General features: G+C 50.2%; 16 protein-coding genes and 1 riboswitch. Of the genes, 12 read left to right on the top strand and 4 right to left on the bottom strand.

All coding sequences use genetic code 11. From position 1 onward, the window contains the following. Window positions 1–111: 111 nt before the first annotated feature. Complete coding sequence (locus LKK83_RS15250) at window positions 112–939, bottom strand: hypothetical protein (protein ID WP_324632059.1); 828 nt, start codon at window positions 937–939, stop codon at window positions 112–114. Window positions 940–1,132: 193 nt separating this feature from the next. Beyond that, a riboswitch (Glutamine riboswitch) is annotated at window positions 1,133–1,222 on the top strand. 38 nt (window positions 1,223–1,260) lie between these two features. On the opposite strand from LKK83_RS15250, the gene LKK83_RS15245 reads away from it, so the two are divergent. Next, entirely contained in the window at window positions 1,261–1,584 is a 324-nt protein-coding gene (locus LKK83_RS15245; RefSeq protein WP_324632058.1) for a DUF4278 domain-containing protein, read from the top strand. Window positions 1,585–1,834: 250 nt separating this feature from the next. On the opposite strand, the gene LKK83_RS15240 is transcribed toward LKK83_RS15245, so the two are convergent. After that, window positions 1,835–1,987: a hypothetical protein gene (locus tag LKK83_RS15240; protein ID WP_324632057.1), complete on the bottom strand. Its 153-nt coding sequence runs from the start codon at window positions 1,985–1,987 to the stop codon at window positions 1,835–1,837. Window positions 1,988–2,339: 352 nt separating this feature from the next. On the opposite strand from LKK83_RS15240, the gene cysS reads away from it, so the two are divergent. The 3 genes from cysS (at window position 2,340) to LKK83_RS15225 (ending at window position 7,161) form a co-directional block, all read left to right on the top strand. Next, entirely contained in the window at window positions 2,340–3,803 is a 1,464-nt protein-coding gene (gene cysS, locus LKK83_RS15235) for a cysteine--tRNA ligase (RefSeq protein WP_324632056.1), read from the top strand. 141 nt (window positions 3,804–3,944) lie between these two features. Then, window positions 3,945–5,054 carry an AI-2E family transporter gene (locus LKK83_RS15230; protein WP_324632055.1) on the top strand — a complete coding sequence of 370 codons (1,110 nt, stop codon included), beginning with the start codon at window positions 3,945–3,947 and terminating at the stop codon, window positions 5,052–5,054. A gap of 445 nt (window positions 5,055–5,499) precedes the next feature. Beyond that, complete coding sequence (locus tag LKK83_RS15225) at window positions 5,500–7,161, top strand: hybrid sensor histidine kinase/response regulator (RefSeq protein WP_324632054.1); 1,662 nt, start codon at window positions 5,500–5,502, stop codon at window positions 7,159–7,161. A gap of 313 nt (window positions 7,162–7,474) precedes the next feature. On the opposite strand, the gene LKK83_RS15220 is transcribed toward LKK83_RS15225, so the two are convergent. Then, the gene (locus LKK83_RS15220) at window positions 7,475–7,699 is read right to left on the bottom strand and encodes a hypothetical protein (protein WP_324632053.1); all 225 of its coding nucleotides are present in this window, start codon (window positions 7,697–7,699) and stop codon (window positions 7,475–7,477) included. A 23-nt stretch (window positions 7,700–7,722) separates the two neighbouring features. Between LKK83_RS15220 and LKK83_RS15215 the strand changes: the two genes are divergently transcribed. The 5 genes from LKK83_RS15215 (at window position 7,723) to LKK83_RS15195 (ending at window position 12,501) form a co-directional block, all read left to right on the top strand. Beyond that, window positions 7,723–10,185, top strand: coding sequence for a dynamin-like GTPase family protein (locus LKK83_RS15215; RefSeq protein ID WP_324632052.1), 2,463 nt, complete (start codon window positions 7,723–7,725; stop codon window positions 10,183–10,185). 302 nt (window positions 10,186–10,487) lie between these two features. Then, the gene (locus LKK83_RS15210) at window positions 10,488–10,835 is read left to right on the top strand and encodes a KGK domain-containing protein (protein WP_324632051.1); all 348 of its coding nucleotides are present in this window, start codon (window positions 10,488–10,490) and stop codon (window positions 10,833–10,835) included. A gap of 193 nt (window positions 10,836–11,028) precedes the next feature. After that, entirely contained in the window at window positions 11,029–11,394 is a 366-nt protein-coding gene (locus LKK83_RS15205) for a KGK domain-containing protein (RefSeq protein WP_324632050.1), read from the top strand. Window positions 11,395–11,602: 208 nt separating this feature from the next. After that, window positions 11,603–12,256, top strand: coding sequence for a hypothetical protein (locus LKK83_RS15200; RefSeq protein WP_324632049.1), 654 nt, complete (start codon window positions 11,603–11,605; stop codon window positions 12,254–12,256). Window positions 12,257–12,261: 5 nt separating this feature from the next. Beyond that, complete coding sequence (locus LKK83_RS15195) at window positions 12,262–12,501, top strand: HNH endonuclease (protein ID WP_324632048.1); 240 nt, start codon at window positions 12,262–12,264, stop codon at window positions 12,499–12,501. A 183-nt stretch (window positions 12,502–12,684) separates the two neighbouring features. Here the strand turns inward: LKK83_RS15195 and LKK83_RS15190 are convergent, their stop codons facing one another. Next, window positions 12,685–13,980, bottom strand: a complete 1,296-nt coding sequence (locus LKK83_RS15190; protein ID WP_442957319.1) for an aminopeptidase P N-terminal domain-containing protein — start codon at window positions 13,978–13,980, stop codon at window positions 12,685–12,687. Window positions 13,981–14,641: 661 nt separating this feature from the next. Here LKK83_RS15190 and LKK83_RS15185 point away from each other — a divergent pair. The 3 genes from LKK83_RS15185 (at window position 14,642) to cas6 (ending at window position 17,055) form a co-directional block, all read left to right on the top strand. Beyond that, complete coding sequence (locus tag LKK83_RS15185; RefSeq protein ID WP_324632047.1) at window positions 14,642–15,634, top strand: helix-turn-helix transcriptional regulator; 993 nt, start codon at window positions 14,642–14,644, stop codon at window positions 15,632–15,634. Window positions 15,635–15,904: 270 nt separating this feature from the next. Further along, the gene (locus LKK83_RS15180; protein WP_324632046.1) at window positions 15,905–16,267 is read left to right on the top strand and encodes a hypothetical protein; all 363 of its coding nucleotides are present in this window, start codon (window positions 15,905–15,907) and stop codon (window positions 16,265–16,267) included. A 137-nt stretch (window positions 16,268–16,404) separates the two neighbouring features. After that, window positions 16,405–17,055 carry a type I-MYXAN CRISPR-associated protein Cas6/Cmx6 gene (gene cas6 / locus LKK83_RS15175; protein ID WP_324632045.1) on the top strand — a complete coding sequence of 217 codons (651 nt, stop codon included), beginning with the start codon at window positions 16,405–16,407 and terminating at the stop codon, window positions 17,053–17,055. Window positions 17,056–17,088: the final 33 nt, after the last annotated feature.

Genomic DNA, 17,088 nt, shown 5'->3' with positions numbered 1-17,088 from the left:
GCCTGCTGACCTCAGATTTGGTTACGGTCTAGGCCGCTTCCCTCCTCCTTAGCAACCAGATGACAGTTGTCAAGGTTCCTCGGCTTTTAAGCCTTAGATTCCTTGCCCCGCTTACGTTTTCGGTATTTCAACCTTGACTTTGGCGGGAACGATTCGCACCTCCTCCCCTACATTAACACTGCCCGACACCGCCGTGCGACCGGTGGCCTCATTCCCGTCAAACTCGTACTCCGCCACCGCAAAGTCATCCCCTGGCCCCCAACCGACAATCAACCAATCCCCCGATCGCAGACCAATCCCGCGATAGGTGTCCTCATCCACCCGCCATACCAAGCGATAGGTATCGTCCAATCGGCTAATCGTTAACCTGCCGGTAAAGCTAGACTCCGCCTCTCCGGGATCCGTACTTTCCGTGCGATATTCCCCCGCCACGTCCCCGGATCTAGCCCCGGTGGCAATTTCCGTCCCCACTGCCCCCTGGGCGGTGGACAAACTCCACTTGCCCGCTAGGGTGCCATCGTCTTCAATTCGGTAAAGCGCCACGCCGTAAATCCCGTCCTCGCGTCCGGATCCCACCAACAAGCGCCCATCTTCATAGAACCCCAGTCCCCGGTAATTGCCTTCCGAGGTATTCCAAGACAGTTGATAGAGGTTATCGGCGCGATCGCCAATCGCCTCCATCTCGATCGTGCCGGTATAGTCCTCCCCTTCAGGTGTTGTCCCCTCAGTAATCCGCCAGCGTCCTTCCACCGTACTCGGCGGGTCATCTTTCCCCCAGAAAAATGCCAGGGAAGACCCCGGCATCTGCGCGATCGCGAAAGGCATCGGCGAATGGGGAACCGCCGATCGCTGTGGATCCATTGCCGCAGTGGGGAAAGCAGACCCCACCAGAACCGTCATCATTCCGAACACAACACTGGCAATCCCTCGAGTTTGCATATTGTTCCTTCTCCTGTGGCATTACATCTGAGTTATGGCAATATCTCGCCACCTCAGATGACTCCCTTTCCCCGTAAGGGGTTTCGGGGGGACGGAGGGCCTTGGCGGGGGATGCGGCGCAGATTTTTTGTAAAGTTTTGTAAAAACCCTTGACATTTTCCAGAAAAACGGTAACAATGAATACAGAAAGTAAATCGTTCATCCCTCTAAAGGGTCTCGCCTAGAACCTAACGTAGAGACATCCGAGGGACGGAAGTAGGGAAAACTCCCGAAGGAACGCGCCTCGCAAATCACAACGATGTCTTATTAGGAGGCGAAACTATGAAACTTTCTTATCGCGGAACCACCTACGAATACACTCCCCCCACCGTTGAGGTCACTGAAGTCGAACTGGGTGGAAAATATCGCGGGTTAGACTGGAAATTCTGCAATACTCAAAAGCAACCGGTTCATCAAACCACCGTTGAGCTGAAATATCGAGGTGCTCCGGTGGCGAATGGAACTGCCGAGGCAGCTACGGTATCTGCCCCGGAAAAAGCCCGCAACTTGATGATGAATCGGCAAGTGAAGACGCAAAAACGCCAGCGTTCGATGTTAAGCCGCTTGGTGGGCGAGCTTCAAACCGTTCCAGTTGTGGCTCACTAATCAAATTTTATCCATAACTCCAGTTGTACGGCTTTCAGCCGCTTAGTGTCAATCCTTAACAACTTCAGGAATGATTTACCCCCCGATTTGGGGGGTATTTTTTTTCTCAAGCGCGAAGCGCGCGGCACCTAAATATTGCGAATTGGAAGCGAGAATGACGCAGAGGTAGGAATATTACCCCCACCACTGGGTTCTCTTGGCGGCGTATCGCCCCCCTTCAATCGGCGACGAGAAGTCAAAGAATAGGGCGTCACCGGATGCTTCCCGATGTTTTCCTGGGGGCGATCGCACCCGTTTCGCTGACATCTTGTCCCCGCCCAATCACCCGATCGCGCGCGCTTTGGGTTCCTCTCTTCCCCGCCTCGCGAAACTCCTCGCCAGACCCCTCAAAGCCTTCCCCCACAAGCTTCTTACTCCTCTGAAGCAACCCCTCCCTCCATGAGGGTGGAGACTTTAATCTCTGGCGGGGGTTGCCCCTAATGCAGGAGTTCCGATGCAATTAACTTCGAGCATCCTCAGGCGAGATGGCGCGCGAACGGCGGTGAATGACATGAGTTCGAGTGAGGTGAAGTAGAGAGGCGATCGCCGAGGGCGGGCGAATTTCCACCAATCCCCTCGAAGGGGGAGTGCAAATCATGTCATTATGAACGATAGAATAGAAAACCTCTCCCAGCGATCGGGGAAACCCATCCCCCGGGAGAAAAGCAACTTCAGAGAACATATTCGCGCTTACCGTAGGGGAAGAAACCGATTTTATGACCTTAACGCTTTACAACACCCTCACCCGAAGTCAACAACCGTTTGAGCCAGTCAATCCGGGCAAGGTGCGGATGTATTGCTGTGGCGTTACGGTGTACGATTACTGCCACTTGGGTCACGCTCGCTCCTATATTATCTGGGATACGGTGCGGCGCTATCTGCAATGGCGCGGGTATGAAGTGCGCTACGTGCAGAATTTTACCGATATTGACGATAAGATTCTCAATCGGGCGCGTACCGAGGGCAGCTCGATGCAGGAGGTGGCCGATCGCTACACTCAAGCCTATTTTGAAGATATGGCGCGGTTAAACGTCTTGGAAGCGGACGAATATCCCCGTGCCACCCATACCCTGAATGGCATCAAACGCCTGATTCACGAGTTGGAGCAAAAAGGCTATGCCTACGCCGCATCGGGTGATGTGTATTACAAAGTCCGGCAGTTTCCCGAGTACGGAAAACTCTCGGGACGACAACTCGACGACCTGCAAGCGGGAGCCAGCGGTCGCGTGGAACGACAGGACGAGGAAGCGCAGAAGAAGCAAGACCCGTTTGATTTTGCCTTATGGAAAAAGGCGAAACCGGGAGAACCGGCGTGGGAGTCGCCGTGGGGCGAGGGGCGTCCGGGATGGCATATCGAATGTTCGGCAATGGTGCGCGAACAGTTAGGGGAGAGCATCGATATTCACGTGGGGGGTGCGGACTTGGTGTTCCCCCACCACGAAAATGAAATCGCCCAATCTGAGGCGGCGACGGGGAAACCCTTGGCGAAATATTGGCTGCACAATGGCATGGTGACGGTGAATGGGGAAAAAATGTCCAAATCGTTGGGGAATTTTACTACCATTCGCGAGTTGTTGGATAAGCCGGTAGAACCGATGGCGCTGCGCTTGTTTGTGTTGCAGGCGCAGTATCGCAAACCCCTGGATTTTACCGAGGAGGCGATCGCCAGCGCGGAAAATGGCTGGCATACTCTGAAAGACGGGTTGCGCTTTGCCGATGAATGCGGCTCAAAACTGGGCTGGGACACCGTTGCGCCGATGTCTGGCGAACTCATCCCCGAGGCGGTGCAACGCTTTAATGCGGCGATGGATGACGATGTGAATACCCCGGGGGCGTTGGCGGTGTTGTTTGAACTGGCGAAAGAGTTGCGCCGGGAGGGGAATATCCTGGTGCATGAGGGCAAAACCGAAACGGACTCGGCGCTGTTACAGCAGCAGTGGCTCACGTTAGTGAAACTGGCGACGGTGTTGGGCTTGGAAGTGTGGCCAGAGGAAGAAGGGGAAGCCCAGGAAACCGAGGGGTTAAGCGATGCAGAGATTGAAGCGGCGATCGCGCAACGCCAAGCTGCACGCAAAGCCAAAAACTTTGCCGAAGCCGATCGCATCCGCGACGAATTGCAAGCCCAAGGCATTACTTTAATCGATAAACCGGGAGGGGTGACGAATTGGCACCGCAGCTAGCACGATGGCGGAGTGCAGATTAAATCTCCCACCGCTGCGATCGCCCTCGTGCAACCCTAACCACAGCGGTCCCCAACTCATACTCGAACCGAATTCAACACCAGTTAACCTACATACAATCAACCGTCAGTTCCGTGCCTTATGTCAACCCAACGGATTACGATTGCTTTAACCAATTTGCTCATTTTTGTGGGAATGGGCTTGCTGCTGGTTCTGTTGTGGCAGCTTCGCAGTTTGCTGATTACCTTGATGGTGGCGGTGGTGCTGGCGGCATCGATCGCACCAGTGGTGGATTGGGGGCATAAGTTAGGGGTGTCGCGTTGGATTGCGACGATTGTGGCTTATTTGAGTTCGATCGCCGCCTTGATGGGAATCGCGTTGCTCATCGGTCCGACGGCGCTGGATCAAATTCAGCGTTTGGTGCGCCAGTTACCCACCTACTTAGAAACCGTGCGCTTAATTGCGGAGGATTTAGCGGCGCGATTGAACGATACGCCGCCGGAGTTCGTGCGTCAGTTTTTCGATACCCAGTCGGTGACGCGATGGCTGCTCGGTTCGTCACAACAGCTTTTGTTGCGCTCTTACGGGCTGACTCGAGGGTTTGTGGGCGGGGTGGTGACGCTGATTTTGGCGATTTTTATTTCTGGCTACATGCTCGCGGATAGTCGCACCCTGATTAAAAGTTTGGTGCAGTTGTTTCCCAAACCTTGGGACGAGCGCTTAGAGGCGCAGGTGTTGCCGGTGACGCAGCGCATGGGCGGCTACATCCGAGGACGTTTGGTGGTTTCGGTGGTATTGGCTGTCGCGACAAGTGTAGGGCTGAGCTTTTTGGGATTGGGAGATTTTGCCTTGGGGTTGGGGGCGATCGCTGGCTTGACAAATTTGATTCCGTTTCTCGGTCCGATTTTAGGGGCAATTCCGGCGCTGATCGTGGCGCTTTCTCAAGGGGGATGGGTGTTTTTGTGGGTGTTGATTTTATTTGCGATCGTCCAGAATATCGAAACTTACGTCCTCGATCCCTTGTTGGTGGGGTCTTCGGTGGGGGTTCATCCCTTGTATCAGTTGCTCTCGGTCATCGGCGGGGTGCAGGTGTTGGGCATTGTGGGCGCATTAATCGTTCCGCCCTGGGTGGCGGGAGTGGCGGCGTTGGTGGAAAATCTTTACTTAAAACCCAAATTATTAGCAGAAAAAGCAGAGGCTACTCCAGAAGTTCCGCCCACTCCCTCCAGTTCTATGTCTGTGCCCCATTAATCGCCTTCGCCCCCCTTGCGCCCCGTCGCGTTGCTTGAGGTAACTCGGCGGTTTTTCAGTTTTTGGGTGGCGCAAAGGGAAGCGATCGCTTTATAATCTGGCTGTTCCCCCTAAATTCACGGCTTTGATCCGCGATCGCTCCCCCAATTCCCTTGAGTGGAGTGTTTTTTTAAAAAAAATGATAGGGTTTAAAAACTTACGATTAACATCAATCTAGCTTGATTTATGGAGTTTTCACAGTAGAATTAAACCCAAATCGTCACTGGTGACCGATTTTTGCAATTTCTACCAAACCCCTAGGCAAACTAACATGCTAAGATGGCCGCTTAAACCTAAGTTAACCCCCGCTAGAATTGTTGGAATTTATGTCGTTTTAGGAACCCTATGGGTTTTATTTTCCGATAAGCTTCTGACTAGACTATTTCGGCATTCAAGCATCGAAAACTTGAGTTGGTTCCAGACCGTCAAAGGGTGCTTTTATGTAGCAATTACGGCGGTAATTTTGTATCAGTTAATTCGGTATTATGTCGCTGCGCTGCAAGCCTCGAAAGAGAACCTGCAAAGCAACCAAGAGCGGCTGCGAGCAATTATCGAAACGAATGCAGAAGGGATTTTGGTGTTCGATCGCCAAGGGTATATTACCCTGGCAAATAGAGCAGCGGAAAAACATCTCGGATTGCGGCGATCGCAAATTATCGGACGCCCTTATCGCGATCCGATTTGGCAACTGCATCGACTCGACCCCCCCGGATTTCCAGTGAATGAATTGCCGTTTTGCCCGGTGATGGAGAGCCGCAAAGGGTTATGTGACATGGAATATGCGATCGCCCATTCCAACGGCACTCAGCTGTTTTTATCTATTAATGCCGCCCCCCTGCTTGACCCTACTAGAAAAATTGATGGGGTTGTGCTTTCTATCAGTGACATCACCCATCGCAAAGAAACCGAAGCGATCGCCCGCGCCCGCGATATTGCCGAAGCCAGAAATCGCGCCAAAAGTGAATTCCTCGCTCACATGAGTCACGAAATTCGTACCCCCTTAAATTCCATTTTAGGACTCTCTCAAATGCTACAGAGAGAAATTTTTGGCACCCTCAATCCCAAGCAAAAAGAATACGTCAGCCGCATTAAAACCAGCGGGGATCACCTCCTCGAACTGATTAACGATATCTTGGATCTATCCAAAATCGAAGCCGGCAAGGAAGAACTCCAACTCAAGGAAGTGCCAGTTGCCGAGTTATGTCATTACTGCTTGAAAATTATCCAAGAACGTGCTTCGGAACGCGGGTTGCAACTCACCACTCACATCGATCCGCAGGCGAAAATTTGCATCGCTGACGAACGCCGCCTCAAACAAATGCTGCTCAATCTCCTCTCCAATGCCATTAAGTTTACCCCCAAAGGAACCGTCTCTCTGATTGTGGCTAAAAAGCCCGAAGGCATTGAATTTACCGTTGCAGATACCGGCATTGGCGTCTCCCCGGAACAATTACCCCTGGTGTTCGAGGCATTTCGCCAAATCGAAAACGAACTCAACCAGAAAACGAAAGGCACCGGCTTGGGATTGGCACTCACCCGGGATTTCGCACACTTACATGGGGGAGAACTCAGCGCTCAATCCACTCCAGGTCAAGGGAGTGAATTTACCATTTATCTGCCTGACTTGCCTCCCGGTTACACCCCTACCTCCGCCAACGACTCACTCTCCTTGCCAGAAACTTCCCCAGTGTGCCCCAGCAAACGGCGGATTTTAATCGTGGATTATGATGAGTCAAATACAATTCTGTTGCGCGATTATTTAGACGCAATGGGTCATCGGGTTAAAATTATTGGTTATGGCAGCGATTTTTTGGATCGGGTTTATTCCTTTAACCCTCACCTGATTTTGTTAGATCTCCAACTCGCCAATCCAGTCACGGGTTTGGAATTAGTCTCGCAGTTACGACAAGAAGAGCCGTTGCAATCCCTACCGGTGGTGGTGGTAACGGCAATGGCGATGTCGGGCGATCGCGATCGCTGTCTCGCCGCTGGCGCAACGGATTATCTCAGCAAACCCTTTCAACTCGAAGAACTCGACAAGCTATTATTACATTATACCCAATCTTAACCCCTAATTTTCATCACTTTTCTCCGTCTCTTTCAAACGCGCTGGCTCACCGCAAAACTCTCTCGATAAACCGGGTGCTTATCCCCTCAGTTCCCGGGAAAAATTCTCCCTCCCTCTGGCAGATTCGTATCCCTCTTTTTCGCCCATCTCCTCTGCCGACTCATTTAAGATCCCATCCCGTTAAGGGGTTTGTTACATTTTATTAATCCTCAAAAAAAGGGGCGTCAGCTCACAACCCAGCCGGTGGAATCCCGAGGGGAACCGTCTGACGCACCCCGATCGCTGACCTGTTTACAATTGCCAATCTCTCATTTTAGCGCCATTTCACCCCCAGGGGCAGAAGTTCCGCTAACAGTCTGACAATTCGGAAATATCGCTGATACGGAAAAGGCGCGGGCGCAATACCCCCCCAGAGGCGGGTGGTGCGGATCCACAAGCGCCAGACGAACTCTGTATCCATCCAGCGCTGGTAAATGTATGTTCTGGAACTGTGCCACAGGTTCTCAAACATGAGAAACTGGTTATATGGGTTCCTCATTGATTTTGTTTGTTACTTCAACCATGACTCAAACGCCATTGCAATGTCAAACTTTACCAGATCGGGTGGATTCTTTACTAGATCTGCTACATCAGGAATCGGCTTTACGGGTGCAGCAGGATCCCACGCCGATTCAAGCTTCCCTGCGAAAAGCCATTTCCCCCAAGTTCGAAATTGTGTTCGCCGGTGCCTTCTCGGCGGGAAAATCAATGCTGATCAATGCATTGCTCGAACGCGAGTTGCTCTATAGCGCCGAGGGTCACGCTACGGGCACCGAATGTTATATCGAATACGCCGCCCCAGACAAGGAGCGCGTGGTGCTGACGTTTCTCAGCGAGGCGGAAATCCAGAAGCAGGTTCAAGAGCTGATGGTGCAGTTGGAATTGAAAACCCAGGTGAATATTCAAAACCCGGAAGTTATCGATCTGCTGCGTCAGGGCGGCGACACGATTATCCAAAAAGAAGGGGGAGAAAGTAAGTCGGAAAAAGCGAAACAAGCAAAAGCGCTGCTGTTGTTGCTACAGGGGTTGGAGGAAAATCGCGATCGCATTTATCCGAATACCAATGCGGTTTATCCGATGGAGCAGTTTAACTTCTCTAACCTCAGCGAGGCGGCGAGTTATGCGCGGCGCGGTAGCAATAGCGCGGTATTGAAGAAAATTGAGTATTACTGTCACCATCCGTTACTCGAAGATGGCAATGTGCTTATCGATATGCCCGGAATTGATGCCCCGGTGAAGCGCGATGCGGAATTGACTTATCGCAAAATTGAAGACCCGGAAACTTCGGCGGTGATTTGCGTCCTCAAGCCGGCTTCGGAAGGGGATATGACTACGGAAGAAACCCAAATGCTGGAAAAGATGCGGCGCAATCCCGGAATTCGCGATCGCGTGTTCTATGTGTTTAATCGCATCGACGAAACCTGGTATAATGGTCAACTGCGGCAGCGCTTGTACGAACTGATTAATACCCAATTTCGCCAAACAAAGCGCCTTTATCAAACCAGCGCTTTATTGGGGTTTTATGGCAGTCAGGTGAAGGACACCAGTGGGGGCGATCGCTTCGGCTTGGATACGCTTTTTACCGAAAGCGTGAAAAGCAGCGGCATCCAAGAAGAAACTCCGCAATTTGTTAATGAGTTTCTCCGCTATTGTTCCAATTCCGGAAAGCTTTCTCCCACAGCATTCCGCATTGAGGTGAAAAGCTACGAAACGCCAAATGACAATTACGTGCGGATTCTCGGCAACTGGGGGACGAGTTTAATCGAACAGCTCATTAAGGATAGCGGGATTGAAGAATTTCGCACCGGCATTAAGCGCTATTTGATGGAAGAAAAGCGCCCGCAACTGTTTGAAAACCTGGCGAATGATTTGCAGCCGGCTTGCATGGCTCTGCATAATTTTTATCTGGAGCAATATCGCGAAATCGATAGCCAACCTCGCGAGATTGAAGGGGTGAAATCTCGGCGATTGTCCAGTTTGAATCAGGAGTTGCGACGGTTGGGCGACGCATTAAATGCCCATGTGGAAGATGAAGTGAATCGCGTGGTGACAAATCAATGTCAGACGTTTGAAGAGGATTTTCGCAAGCTGACGGCGCGCATGGTGACTAAGTTGGATGAGCTGCTCAAGACGTTTTCTGTGGAAGAAGCGTATCAGCAAGCTACCGCCAGTCATCCCCGCAATTCTACCGCGCCTCTGCTGGCAATTTTAGTGGAAGCGTTTTATTATTTGTCCAATGCGTTGGAAAATGTTTTGGCGGCTGAATCCCAACGGGCGATCGCTAACTTTTTTGCCTATTTAGTTGACCAAATTCGCCGCCAGGATTATTATCGGGAATTGTGCCGCTTGGTGGGCAGCGATGCGGGCATTTTGCAGGCGTTTGAACAGTTGGAATCTCAGGTGCAGCAGGCAATTCGCGCTGCAGTGAGTACCGAGTGCGATCGCTACGTGCGCGAAAGCCCCCGCTTTTACGATGAAGGCACGTTTTCGATTTATCAATTCCGTCAAGTCTTGCAGCAAACTTCTCAAAGTTATGACTGTAGTAGCATGATTGATGCAGAATCGGCAATTCGTCAGTTGCTCAAGTTGGATTTTGAACCGAAGGTCCGGGATACGGTGAAAAGTTCGTTCCGTCAAGCGGTTAGCCAAACCCTGAAAACCCATCTGCTACCAATGGCAAAACAGCAGGAAGAATTGATTCTGCAACAGTACAACCGCGCCCGCTCTCATCTGGAAAATACTTTGGAAAAAGAGGCGCAAGAACAACTCCAGCAAACTCAGGAAATGCAAGCTCAGTTACAGGAGAAAATAGACCGTTACAATGAAGCGGTGACGGGCATTAATGAGTGCTTGCAGGCGTTTGAGTTGGATCGCTATCAGTTGGCGATCGTGGATGTGGACTCGGAACTCTCGCCGATTGAAGCAACAGAAGCGGAAACGGAAGCGGAAGCGGTGGAAAATCTCCTCTCTCCCGCTGTTGAATAGATTCCTGGTCTAGTTGCAGCCGGGGACTTTGAGTTCCCGGCTCATAGCTAAAGTCAGTTAAAACCCAACTGTAAATATGAGGGTTACATGGTAGGAATATGATAGGATAGTTAACGCAATCCAATCTGTCTGCAAAGTCGAGGGTAATATGGAACCAATAAGTTAATAATTTGCAATTAACTTGAATTCTATGGTTTAAGCTACACCTCAAATCGAAGCTAATTGTATGGGTTGTCAGATTGGAAACCCTTTACCCTACAACAATCCAGAACGAACACAAAATTACTTCAGGAGGAAATCAAATGAGTGAACGCCATTATGAACCTTTACACAAGGAAGAAATATTGTCAATCCAGGAAGATTCAAAAATCCTAATTCCCCATACTACTTTCAAGGTAGAAGAGCTAATAAAGGCTGCGATTAATATTATTAAAAATTCCGACAATGTGGCTCGTCAAAATTGGAATGAAGAAAAAGCAAAATGGGCATTAGAGGGAGTGAAAGGAGAAGTTCTCAAGTTTGGGGCTAAGGGTTGGCAAAAAGGGAAATTGAGGCTGACAATCGAATTTTGTCCGACTGAAGCAGAACCCACGGAACCCGAATCCCCTCTGGATGAAATCCGTCAGAAAATTAGAGAAGAAAACCCATAAATATGAGCAATTGTTAGTAGCATGGTCGGACCATGCTGCTACAGCAAGCAAAAAAACAAGGCACCCACTGGGCGATTCACTAACAATTGTCGCTACAATTTTCCAGGGCATCAGTCATTTTGCTATTGAAAAATACGGTTCATCGAGTATCTGGGTTGTATGGTATCTGCGAAAAGGTCGCAGGCTGATTTGAATGTTTATGGAAGAAAATAATATCCTCCCTGACTGCTGCGATGATGATGTGGTCTCATTTCGGGGAAAATTGTTTAAAGTCGGCGAATTACGCAAACTCATGGGAGGCGCGGTAACCGGGCAAAACCAACTTCCCCATACCATCTCGAATGCCTTACGCCAGCAAGGATTACAATTAGATCTCGCCTACGCCAAAGAATTTTTGGAAACTGGGGTGAATGGGGAACTGCTCAAAATTGGTTCTAGAGGGTGGCGAAAAGGAAAAATCCGCATGAAAGTCAGTTTGGAGTTTCTGGCGGATGAGGAAGAGGAACCCGAGTGGGGTCAGGATAACATTTTGTGGATGAAGCGCGAGGAGAATCGTTAAGCCCCCTGGGGGGTGCAGCGGTGGGGTGGGCGATCGCAACCCTTGCGCTTGGGCGTACCGAGAACGCCTCGTCCCCGGGAAAAATCAGCCTGGAGAACCCGCCACCGGGACGAAAGGTGATAAATCGTCTAAAACGGTTACAATATCATCGCTTCAAAATGCCCTTGGAGCGGTATCTTGTATCTGAGAACGCCTATTGCTTGCAGCTATGACCCAATCTCAAACTCGAACCCAAACCTGTATTCTGTCGAACGATACCTTAATCAAGCTTCCCACCCACAAATTTTATCGCCAGACCTTTCTGTTTGAGGAACTGCTGTCGATTCTGTTATGGGCGGTGACGCGGATTTCCTATGATGTCAAATGTTTGATTGATGGATCCAGAGGAATGGCGATTCAACCCAGTGGTGGATGGGATCGCGGTACGATTCGTCTGCTGACGATCGCCACCTTGCAGATACGCGGCGAAGAAAGGGTGCAGCAAATCGACTGTTTGACCAAACAAATACCTACTTATCTCTTGCCCGACAGCGCGGTAATTCAAACCGATACGAATCTAATTTGTCGCGAACCCCGGCAAGTGAATGGTATTCTCAAAGAACTGAAAGAAGAAGTGCAAATCGCCTGCGCTGAAATGACTGATTTTGTCAAACCGACGCGCTTGGGATATCCTACCATTGAGTTTTTGGAACCGGGGAAAGAATGGCGACAGGCACAGATGCGATTGGATATGGACATGAGCTTTGTGTCCGATCGCGCCTACGACGAGAACGGGCAACCCAGAGATGCCGCGATCGCCCGCGATATGACCCCCCTCGGCGAAATGTACATTTCTCCCCTGCAATCCCTCCCGCCACAATAGCACCCATGAAAACCCCTCGCATTCGCATTCCCGCAGAAGTGAGGAACTACGTGTTCCAGCGCGATGGCTACCAGTGTCAAAGCTGTGGCAAAACTCGCCAGAAGGTAGAACTCACTATAGACCACATTGTTCCCCTCGCTCGGGGAGGTTCCAACGATATCGCTAACCTGCACACTCTCTGTCGCTCGTGCAACGCGCAAAAAAAACACCATTTCGATTCTCGTTTTCGCCCTTATTTTGAATGACATCCAGTGGCGATACATGAGTCGCGTCGAACCAAGAAAGCCCGCCTACGCGGGCTAATTTTATGCCTGCTGTTGCTGCCCACGGATTGAGTACCGCACAGCACCGCACCGATGGCAAGTGGAGGCGGAGCCTCGAGGAGGGTGGCCCAGGCAGAAGCCTGGGAACGCGGGAAAGGTCGCACTTTATTTCGGTACGCCGGCGGTTAAAACTTCATGGCCTTGTGCGGTAACTAGCACATCATCCTCGATTCGCACCCCAATTCCGCGCCAGCGATCGGGAATTTCCGGCTGTTCTTCGGCGGGTTTGGTTTCCGGCCCGATATAGATGCCCGGTTCTACTGTGAGAACGTTTCCGGGTTGCAAGGGTTGCGGGTCTTCGCCATTTTGATACACCCCCACATCATGCACGTCCAAGCCTAACCAATGACCGGTGCGGTGCATGTAGAAGGGTTTGTATTTTTCTTCCTTAATGATTTCGTCGATGTCCCCGGCGAGCAATCCAAGGTCTAGCAATCCTTCGACAATAACGCGCAGGGCGGTATCGTGGATTTGGTTGTAAGGATTGCCGGGATGAACTTGGGCGATCGCTTGCTTTTGCGCTGACAAGACAATTTCGTAAATGGTCTTTTGTTCTGGGGTAAAGGTACCATTGGCTGGAAAAGTGCGGGTGATATCGGCATTATAGTAACCGTAGGAACAGCCGGCATCGATGAGCACTAGGTCGTTGTCTTGCAGTTGGCGATTGTTTTCGATATAGTGCAAAATGCAGCTATTCGAACCGGAGGCGACGATGGAGGGATAGGCGAAACCGTTGCCCCCATGCAGGCGGAACAGATGTTCCATTTCGGCTTGGATTTCGTATTCGTAGCGTCCCGGTTGAGCGAATTCCCGGGCATGATTGTGCGCTTTGACGGAGATTTCTGCCGCTTTTCGCATCAGTTCGAGTTCGGCGGGACTTTTGACCAGTCGCAGGGGATGAAGGATGGTTCCTGCGTCTTGAATGGCGATTGGTCCGACGCCGCGCTTGGGATAGGTTCTCATTAAGCGCTGCCAGTGTTTTAAGATGGTGTCGTTGAATGCCCGATCGCGTCCTAGGCGGTAGTAAATGCGATCGGCGTTTTGCAGGTATTGGGGCAGTTTTTCATCCAGTTCGGCGATCGGGTAGGCTTCATCTGCGCCATAGCGTTCTTTCGCCCCTTCCACTCCCACGTGGTAGCCGGTCCAAACTTCTTTTTCCGGGTCTTTCGGTTGCACGAATAACACAAATTGGTGCTCTTCGTGATGGGGGGCAAACACGGCCACCGCATTCGGTTCGTTGAATCCGGTAAGATAGAAGAAGTCGCTATCCTGGCGGTAGGCATATTCGACGTCGTTATGCATCACCGCCATCGGCGCACTGCGAAAGATGGCTGTGCCCTGGCCGATTTTTTCCATTAAGGCTTGTCGTCGTTGCTGATATTCTGTTGGCGCGATCGTCACTTTTGCTTGTCCTCCGCTGGGCCGTGATTAAAATCACTTGTCTTTAGTGTTTAGTATCACAAATTTTTCGGATCTTTATCAGCCTGTTTTCGGTTCAGATGATGGATAGTAGGAAATAGATTCTAAAACCATAGGGACGCATAGAGGGTTATGATTCATGCGATTGTAGAATCTGCGTTTAAAACAGGGTGCCTCAGTGTAGAGTCGGAAGCGTTAATTCGCCAGATTATAGCCAAGGGTGGATGCAAGTCTACCGATTTAGATGCTCTGCAGACACTCTGGGACGCAGTAAATTCTGGGACTATCCGCCGCGAGGCGATGTGCAACTTGGCGATGCCTTTATTGGAGCATCAATCGGTCTTAAGATAAGTTTGGCTTAACAAATTCAAGTTATTGATTCTAAAAAAACTATAGGTTAGGTTCGCGGGCAGGTGTCACACTTGCCTTTTTTTTCGCGAGCCGTTAATGATTGGCAATTTGAGAGATGCAATTGGGGCGATCGGGTTGAGAGGTGGAGTGCAGCGATCGCGCTCTAGTTTTTTGCGAAGCATGAATCCGTAAGGGAAAATTTAAGATTTTTTTTTGGAAGGCGGAAAGGTTTTTGCCGGGTAGTGTATGTAAGATGGATTTATAAGTTGAAAGGAAACATAATTGTGATGTGATGTCTCGTCATTTAGAGCGATTACTACAAATAGATAACTTGGTGCGTTCCAGACAGCGACAGACGGTGCCGAGTCTTGCGAAAGCGCTGGAAGTGAGCGTTCGCACGATTCGCAATGACCTAGCGTTTTTGCGCGATCGCTTCTCCGCACCCTTGGAATACAACCGGCAAAAAGGCCATCATTACAGCGATCCGAACTGGCGTTTGCCCAGTATTCCTTTAAATCAGGGAGAACTGCTTGCCTTGACATTGGGAGCGAGAATGCTCGAATGTTATGCGGGTTCCCCCTATGCGGAAGAATTGCAATCTGCGATCGGGCGATTGAGCGAACGATTGCCCGAACAAACCTACTTCAATTTACAACAGCTTGCCAATCAGCAAATCCTGTTACGTCCTGGAGCGCAAACCAACCTAGATCCGCAAATCTGGCATCAATTAGAAGAAGCTTGTCAGACTTCGCGACAAGTAAAGATGCGCTATTTTGCCGCCAGTCGCAAGCAGGAGTCTGAGCGAGTTGTCGATCCGTATTTACTGGATTTGTATCGAGGAACCAATACCTACTTAATTGGGTTTTGCCATCTTCGCCGCGAAATCCGTTCGTTTCGCATAGATCGGATTAAGGAGTTAAAGATTTTGGATGAGAAATTCGAGCCGGATCCAAATTTTGATGTGAAAGAGTATCTCCAGTATGTCTTTCAGCATGAAGTCGGCGGTTCGCCCAAACAGGTGGTCATTTGGTTCGATGCACAGACAGCGCCTTATATTGAAGAGCGCAACTGGCACTCTACCCAAGAAATTGAGAACCATGCTGATGGATCCTTGACCTTGCGGATGGTCGTCTCCGGGATGAACGAAGTCAAGCGATGGGTATTGGGATATGGGAAAAGTGCAGTGGTGAAAGACCCGCCAGAGTTGGTGGACATGGTACGGGAGGAGCTTGAGGCGATGAATCGTTCTTATCGTGGAATTGGAGAAGCAGTTGAAAGAGGTTAAGATCTTGTACAATGAATTGTTGGCTATCTTGGATGCCCCAGGTGTGCAAGCACCCTCGGCGTTGAGCAAGCATATCCAAACTCTAGAAGTCTCATTCTCAGAGTTTCTAGGAACCAGTGATGCCGTAAGGCGTTTGAAAGCTATTCCCTGATTAACTTTCAGGGAATTAGTTAATGGCATAGCCAAAATCTAAAAAAGCGTGCTAGAATCAAAAAAACTCCGGCTGCGCTTGCTAACCGGAGTCCACGAAATTTAACAATGGAGAAAATTATGAAACAAAATAAAAAGGAGCCATTGGCTCCACAACTCTCAAGACCCTCCACGGGTGAAGTGGGTTCGTCCCGGGATGGGGATCCGTTATTGGAATTTGCCAGTCGCTGTGGTCAACACCTCAGCGAGCAGGCTAACCAGAATGCGAACCGCTTGGCTGAATTTTACGTGCGAGTCATACAAAACTATCGACCATGCCCCGATAAATCCAGCCCTCAACCTGAGTGGCTAATGGCAAAGGCGCGAGAATGGGAGGATCGCTGCAAACCAATTAATCCGCGTTTGGAATCTCGCAGTAAGGAGGAACTCCTGGAGTTCATTATTACCTGTGCGGTATCTGAAGGCAGAACCTCCCAAGTGTAATTTCCGATCGATAGGGAGAGCGATCGCACACCTTCTGTCGCACTATCAGTTCTATGGTTTCACCACTCTCAATGGCATTGAGAGGTGGCAAACCCGCCTATGACCGCTTGTACTATACAGTTGAATAGAACTTTATCATGCTGACGCTTCACGAAAACCAACCATCGAGACAAGGCAGTAAGTCGCCCTACGTGGAACTGAGTTTTGGAATTACTGGAGAAAGTTTACCCGCCGATCACGGATATGGGTTGTTAGCTGCTATCTCTCATCTTGTGCCAGAACTTCATGGAATTCCCGGGCTAAGCATAGAAACCATTATGGGTATTCCAGATCGCCAAGGAAAAATCACCCTAACAGAGCGATCGCGATTGCGAATTCGCCTCTCTACCGATCGCGTGGATCTGGCTTGTTTGTTAGCCGGTAAAAAGCTAACGATTGGAAATAGCGATATTTGGCTCCACATTCCCCAAATTCTATTGCTGCAACCTGCGGCTCGACTGCGATCGCGCATTGTCACCATTAAAGGATATCAAGATCCGGAACCCTTTTTAGAAGCAGCCCAGCGTCAACTCGAACAACTTGGCATTCAAGGAACCCTTGCTATTCCGCTTAACGCCGAGGGAGAACCCGCTCGGAAAGCCATCAAAATCAAAAAATATTCTGTTGTTGGATTTGGCCTGGAAATTATTGATTTAACAGAGGAACATTCCCTACAGCTTCAAGCCATTGGATTGGGCGGTAAACGTCGCATGGGCTGTGGGATTTTTGTTCCCTTCCGCAGGTTCTAATCCAATCGATATAAATTGGCTGGACTGAAATAG

The organism is Phormidium sp. CCY1219 (genome assembly GCF_035615515.1).
Lineage (GTDB): Bacteria > Cyanobacteriota > Cyanobacteriia > Cyanobacteriales > Laspinemataceae > CCY1219.
This window is presented reverse-complemented; position numbering and strand designations above follow the sequence as displayed.

What these genes read in the sequence shown, in the direction of transcription:
- LKK83_RS15250 (WP_324632059.1), bottom strand. Translation starts at nt 939, where the DNA reads ATGCAAACTCGAGGGATTGCCAGTGTTGTGTTCGGAATGATGACGGTT.
- LKK83_RS15245 (WP_324632058.1), top strand. Translation starts at nt 1,261, where the DNA reads ATGAAACTTTCTTATCGCGGAACCACCTACGAATACACTCCCCCCACC.
- cysS (WP_324632056.1), top strand. Translation starts at nt 2,340, where the DNA reads ATGACCTTAACGCTTTACAACACCCTCACCCGAAGTCAACAACCGTTT.
- LKK83_RS15230 (WP_324632055.1), top strand. Translation starts at nt 3,945, where the DNA reads ATGTCAACCCAACGGATTACGATTGCTTTAACCAATTTGCTCATTTTT.
- LKK83_RS15220 (WP_324632053.1), bottom strand. Translation starts at nt 7,699, where the DNA reads ATGAGGAACCCATATAACCAGTTTCTCATGTTTGAGAACCTGTGGCAC.
- LKK83_RS15215 (WP_324632052.1), top strand. Translation starts at nt 7,723, where the DNA reads ATGACTCAAACGCCATTGCAATGTCAAACTTTACCAGATCGGGTGGAT.
- LKK83_RS15210 (WP_324632051.1), top strand. Translation starts at nt 10,488, where the DNA reads ATGAGTGAACGCCATTATGAACCTTTACACAAGGAAGAAATATTGTCA.
- LKK83_RS15205 (WP_324632050.1), top strand. Translation starts at nt 11,029, where the DNA reads ATGTTTATGGAAGAAAATAATATCCTCCCTGACTGCTGCGATGATGAT.
- LKK83_RS15200 (WP_324632049.1), top strand. Translation starts at nt 11,603, where the DNA reads ATGACCCAATCTCAAACTCGAACCCAAACCTGTATTCTGTCGAACGAT.
- LKK83_RS15195 (WP_324632048.1), top strand. Translation starts at nt 12,262, where the DNA reads ATGAAAACCCCTCGCATTCGCATTCCCGCAGAAGTGAGGAACTACGTG.
- LKK83_RS15185 (WP_324632047.1), top strand. Translation starts at nt 14,642, where the DNA reads ATGTCTCGTCATTTAGAGCGATTACTACAAATAGATAACTTGGTGCGT.
- LKK83_RS15180 (WP_324632046.1), top strand. Translation starts at nt 15,905, where the DNA reads ATGAAACAAAATAAAAAGGAGCCATTGGCTCCACAACTCTCAAGACCC.
- cas6 (WP_324632045.1), top strand. Translation starts at nt 16,405, where the DNA reads ATGCTGACGCTTCACGAAAACCAACCATCGAGACAAGGCAGTAAGTCG.